This is a genomic window from Pseudomonas sp. C11, from assembly GCF_034683865.1.
Classification (GTDB): domain Bacteria; phylum Pseudomonadota; class Gammaproteobacteria; order Pseudomonadales; family Pseudomonadaceae; genus Aquipseudomonas.
Window position 1 is genome coordinate 1 of the sequence record NZ_JAWIIP010000028.1, and the last position, 5,764, is coordinate 5,764.

General features: G+C 51.6%; 2 tRNA genes and 3 rRNA genes. All 5 read left to right on the forward strand.

The features are described 5' to 3' along the window. The first annotated feature begins 526 nt into the window (after positions 1 to 526). Positions 527 to 2,063 (forward strand): 16S ribosomal RNA (locus tag VC352_RS24755). Between the two features lie 88 nt (positions 2,064 to 2,151). Further along, positions 2,152 to 2,228: transfer RNA gene (locus tag VC352_RS24760), tRNA-Ile, on the forward strand. A gap of 20 nt (positions 2,229 to 2,248) precedes the next feature. Beyond that, positions 2,249 to 2,324 (forward strand) — tRNA-Ala (locus VC352_RS24765). 244 nt (positions 2,325 to 2,568) lie between these two features. Beyond that, positions 2,569 to 5,462, forward strand: a 23S ribosomal RNA gene (locus VC352_RS24770). 138 nt (positions 5,463 to 5,600) lie between these two features. Next, positions 5,601 to 5,716 (forward strand): 5S ribosomal RNA (gene rrf, locus VC352_RS24775). Together the 16S, 23S and 5S rRNA genes with 2 tRNA genes alongside form the textbook arrangement of a ribosomal RNA operon. The last annotated feature ends 48 nt before the right edge of the window (positions 5,717 to 5,764 follow it).

Here is a 5,764-nt window from a genome sequence, read left to right on the forward strand (position 1 = left end):
GATGTAGAATGCGCGCCACTTCAGCGATGAAGCGCTTCAAAAACTTCTTGTTAATCAATAAGTTAAGTTGAATGAAGGGCTTGCAAAGCTGGATCTGGCGTGTAGAATGCGCGTCGGTCGACAGGGTGGTGGTTTGATCCTGTTGGTGGTTCGGTCAAGTGGATCGAAGGCGGTAGAAAAGAGGTGTTGACAGCGGGTTTGAACGCTGTAGAATGCGCCTCCCGCTGGAGAGAAGAAGCTCTGATCGAAGGTGCAAGTGGTTGAGTAGAAAGAAGTTTCTCCGGAAACAAAATCGAAAAACAGCTTGACAGATAGAAAGGCTGCTGTAGAATGCGCGGCCTCGGTTGAGGCGAAAGACTTAGCCAACTGTTCTTTAACAACTGAATCAAGCAATTCGTGTGGGTGCTTGTGAGGTAAGACTGGTAGTCAACTGATTATCAGCATCACAAGTAACACTCGTGAATTCGAGAGTTTATTTGCGATTGCTGAGCCAAGTTTAGGGTTTTCTCAAAACCCAAGCAGTATTGAACTGAAGAGTTTGATCATGGCTCAGATTGAACGCTGGCGGCAGGCCTAACACATGCAAGTCGAGCGGATGAAGAGAGCTTGCTCTCTGATTTAGCGGCGGACGGGTGAGTAATGCCTAGGAATCTGCCTGGTAGTGGGGGATAACGTTCCGAAAGGAACGCTAATACCGCATACGTCCTACGGGAGAAAGCAGGGGACCTTCGGGCCTTGCGCTATCAGATGAGCCTAGGTCGGATTAGCTAGTTGGTGAGGTAATGGCTCACCAAGGCGACGATCCGTAACTGGTCTGAGAGGATGATCAGTCACACTGGAACTGAGACACGGTCCAGACTCCTACGGGAGGCAGCAGTGGGGAATATTGGACAATGGGCGAAAGCCTGATCCAGCCATGCCGCGTGTGTGAAGAAGGTCTTCGGATTGTAAAGCACTTTAAGTTGGGAGGAAGGGCATTAACCTAATACGTTAGTGTTTTGACGTTACCAACAGAATAAGCACCGGCTAACTTCGTGCCAGCAGCCGCGGTAATACGAAGGGTGCAAGCGTTAATCGGAATTACTGGGCGTAAAGCGCGCGTAGGTGGTTCGTTAAGTTGGATGTGAAAGCCCCGGGCTCAACCTGGGAACTGCATCCAAAACTGGCGAGCTAGAGTACGGTAGAGGGTAGTGGAATTTCCTGTGTAGCGGTGAAATGCGTAGATATAGGAAGGAACACCAGTGGCGAAGGCGACTACCTGGACTGATACTGACACTGAGGTGCGAAAGCGTGGGGAGCAAACAGGATTAGATACCCTGGTAGTCCACGCCGTAAACGATGTCAACTAGCCGTTGGAATCCTTGAGATTTTAGTGGCGCAGCTAACGCATTAAGTTGACCGCCTGGGGAGTACGGCCGCAAGGTTAAAACTCAAATGAATTGACGGGGGCCCGCACAAGCGGTGGAGCATGTGGTTTAATTCGAAGCAACGCGAAGAACCTTACCTGGCCTTGACATGCTGAGAACTTTCCAGAGATGGATTGGTGCCTTCGGGAACTCAGACACAGGTGCTGCATGGCTGTCGTCAGCTCGTGTCGTGAGATGTTGGGTTAAGTCCCGTAACGAGCGCAACCCTTGTCCTTAGTTACCAGCACGTTATGGTGGGCACTCTAAGGAGACTGCCGGTGACAAACCGGAGGAAGGTGGGGATGACGTCAAGTCATCATGGCCCTTACGGCCAGGGCTACACACGTGCTACAATGGTCGGTACAAAGGGTTGCCAAGCCGCGAGGTGGAGCTAATCCCATAAAACCGATCGTAGTCCGGATCGCAGTCTGCAACTCGACTGCGTGAAGTCGGAATCGCTAGTAATCGTGAATCAGAATGTCACGGTGAATACGTTCCCGGGCCTTGTACACACCGCCCGTCACACCATGGGAGTGGGTTGCTCCAGAAGTAGCTAGTCTAACCTTCGGGGGGACGGTTACCACGGAGTGATTCATGACTGGGGTGAAGTCGTAACAAGGTAGCCGTAGGGGAACCTGCGGCTGGATCACCTCCTTAATCGAAGACTTCAGCTTTCTCATAAGCTCCCACACGAATTGCTTGATTCACTGTAGAAGACGATGCTGTAACGCGGCGACCCTGTTATAGGTCTGTAGCTCAGTTGGTTAGAGCGCACCCCTGATAAGGGTGAGGTCGGCAGTTCAAATCTGCCCAGACCTACCAATTCAGGTGCAGATGTTTACGGGGCCATAGCTCAGCTGGGAGAGCGCCTGCTTTGCACGCAGGAGGTCAGCGGTTCGATCCCGCTTGGCTCCACCATTACAGCATGATCGTAGAGAGTTCAGAAATGAGCGCTTCAGGTTGAACCTGTCGAGTGCTGATTTCTGGTCTTTTGACCGGTAATAATCGTTCTTTAAAAATTTGGATATGTGATAGAAGTGACTAACAGCGTGTTTCACTGCACGTTGTTAATCAAGGCAAAATTTGTAGTTCTCAAGACGCAAATTTTCGGCGAATGTCGTCTTCACGATTGAGACAGTAACCAGATTGCTTGGGGTTATATGGTCAAGTGAAGAAGCGCATACGGTGGATGCCTTGGCAGTCAGAGGCGATGAAAGACGTGGTAGCCTGCGAAAAGCTTTGGGGAGTCGGCAAACAGACTGTGATCCAGAGATCTCTGAATGGGGGAACCCACCTAGGATAACCTAGGTATCTTGTACTGAATCCATAGGTGCAAGAGGCGAACCAGGGGAACTGAAACATCTAAGTACCCTGAGGAAAAGAAATCAACCGAGATTCCCTAAGTAGTGGCGAGCGAACGGGGACTAGCCCTTAAGTTGATTTGAGTGTAGTGGAAGGCTCTGGAAAGTGCCGCCGTAGTGGGTGATAGCCCCGTACACGAAACGCTCTTATCAATGAAATCGAGTAGGACGGGGCACGAGAAACCTTGTCTGAATATGGGGGGACCATCCTCCAAGGCTAAATACTACTGACTGACCGATAGTGAACCAGTACCGTGAGGGAAAGGCGAAAAGAACCCCGGAGAGGGGAGTGAAATAGAACCTGAAACCGTATGCGTACAAGCAGTGGGAGCCTACTTTGTTGGGTGACTGCGTACCTTTTGTATAATGGGTCAGCGACTTATATTCAGTGGCGAGCTTAACCGAATAGGGGAGGCGTAGCGAAAGCGAGTCTTAATAGGGCGCTTTAGTCGCTGGGTATAGACCCGAAACCGGGCGATCTATCCATGGGCAGGTTGAAGGTTAGGTAACACTGACTGGAGGACCGAACCGACTACCGTTGAAAAGTTAGCGGATGACCTGTGGATCGGAGTGAAAGGCTAATCAAGCTCGGAGATAGCTGGTTCTCCTCGAAAGCTATTTAGGTAGCGCCTCGTGTATCACTGCTGGGGGTAGAGCACTGTTTCGGCTAGGGGGTCATCCCGACTTACCAAACCGATGCAAACTCCGAATACCAGCAAGTGTCAGCACGGGAGACACACGGCGGGTGCTAACGTCCGTCGTGAAAAGGGAAACAACCCAGACCGTCAGCTAAGGTCCCAAAGTTATGGTTAAGTGGGAAACGATGTGGGAAGGCTTAGACAGCTAGGAGGTTGGCTTAGAAGCAGCCATCCTTTAAAGAAAGCGTAATAGCTCACTAGTCGAGTCGGCCTGCGCGGAAGATGTAACGGGGCTCAAACCATACACCGAAGCTACGGGTTCACACTTAGGTGTGAGCGGTAGAGGAGCGTTCTGTAAGCCTGTGAAGGTGAGTTGAGAAGCTTGCTGGAGGTATCAGAAGTGCGAATGCTGACATGAGTAACGACAATGGGTGTGAAAAACACCCACGCCGAAAGACCAAGGTTTCCTGCGCAACGTTAATCGACGCAGGGTTAGTCGGCCCCTAAGGCGAGGCAGAAATGCGTAGTCGATGGGAAACGGGTTAATATTCCCGTACTTCTAGTTACTGCGATGGAGGGACGGAGAAGGCTAGGCCAGCACGGCGTTGGTTGTCCGTGTTTAAGGTGGTAGGCTGATTTCTTAGGTAAATCCGGGAGATCAAGGCCGAGAACTGATGACGAGCGTTCTTTTAGAATGCGAAGTGGTTGATGCCATGCTTCCAGGAAAAGCTTCTAAGCTTCAGGTAACTAGGAACCGTACCCCAAACCGACACAGGTGGTTAGGTAGAGAATACCAAGGCGCTTGAGAGAACTCGGGTGAAGGAACTAGGCAAAATGGCACCGTAACTTCGGGAGAAGGTGCGCCGGTGAGGGTGAAGTATTTACTACGTAAGCCCATGCCGGTCGAAGATACCAGGCCGCTGCGACTGTTTATTAAAAACACAGCACTCTGCAAACACGAAAGTGGACGTATAGGGTGTGACGCCTGCCCGGTGCCGGAAGGTTAATTGATGGGGTTAGCGCAAGCGAAGCTCTTGATCGAAGCCCCGGTAAACGGCGGCCGTAACTATAACGGTCCTAAGGTAGCGAAATTCCTTGTCGGGTAAGTTCCGACCTGCACGAATGGCGTAACGATGGCGGCGCTGTCTCCACCCGAGACTCAGTGAAATTGAAATCGCTGTGAAGATGCAGTGTATCCGCGGCTAGACGGAAAGACCCCGTGAACCTTTACTATAGCTTTGCACTGGACTTTGAGCTTGCTTGTGTAGGATAGGTGGGAGGCTTTGAAGTGGGGACGCCAGTTCTCATGGAGCCATCCTTGAAATACCACCCTGGCAACCTTGAGGTTCTAACTCTGGTCCGTCATCCGGATCGAGGACAGTGTATGGTGGGTAGTTTGACTGGGGCGGTCTCCTCCCAAAGAGTAACGGAGGAGTACGAAGGTGCGCTCAGACCGGTCGGAAATCGGTCGTAGAGTATAAAGGCAAAAGCGCGCTTGACTGCGAGACAGACACGTCGAGCAGGTACGAAAGTAGGTCTTAGTGATCCGGTGGTTCTGTATGGAAGGGCCATCGCTCAACGGATAAAAGGTACTCCGGGGATAACAGGCTGATACCGCCCAAGAGTTCATATCGACGGCGGTGTTTGGCACCTCGATGTCGGCTCATCACATCCTGGGGCTGAAGCCGGTCCCAAGGGTATGGCTGTTCGCCATTTAAAGTGGTACGCGAGCTGGGTTTAGAACGTCGTGAGACAGTTCGGTCCCTATCTGCCGTGGACGTTTGAGATTTGAGAGGGGCTGACCTTAGTACGAGAGGACCGGGTTGGACGAACCTCTGGTGTTCCGGTTGTCACGCCAGTGGCACTGCCGGGTAGCTATGTTCGGAAGAGATAACCGCTGAAAGCATCTAAGCGGGAAACTTGCCTCAAGATGAGATCTCACTGGGAACTTGATTCCCCTAAAGGGCCGTCGAAGACTACGACGTTGATAGGTTGGGTGTGTAAGCGCTGTGAGGCGTTGAGCTAACCAATACTAATTGCCCGTGAGGCTTGACCATATAACACCCAAACAATCTGCCCTCAACGCAGAGGGTGTCGATGGTGAAGTCGACAGAAAGCCGAAAATTTGCGAGAGCTACAAGCCTCTATCACGTATCCAAGGGATAGCGCCTAACCGCGACATCCCAACCGAATTGCTTGACGACCATAGAGCGTTGGAACCACCTGATCCCATCCCGAACTCAGTAGTGAAACGACGCATCGCCGATGGTAGTGTGGTGCTTCACCATGTGAGAGTAGGTCATCGTCAAGCTCCTATACGAAACCCCAGATCGCCTAGCGGTCTGGGGTTTCTTCTTTG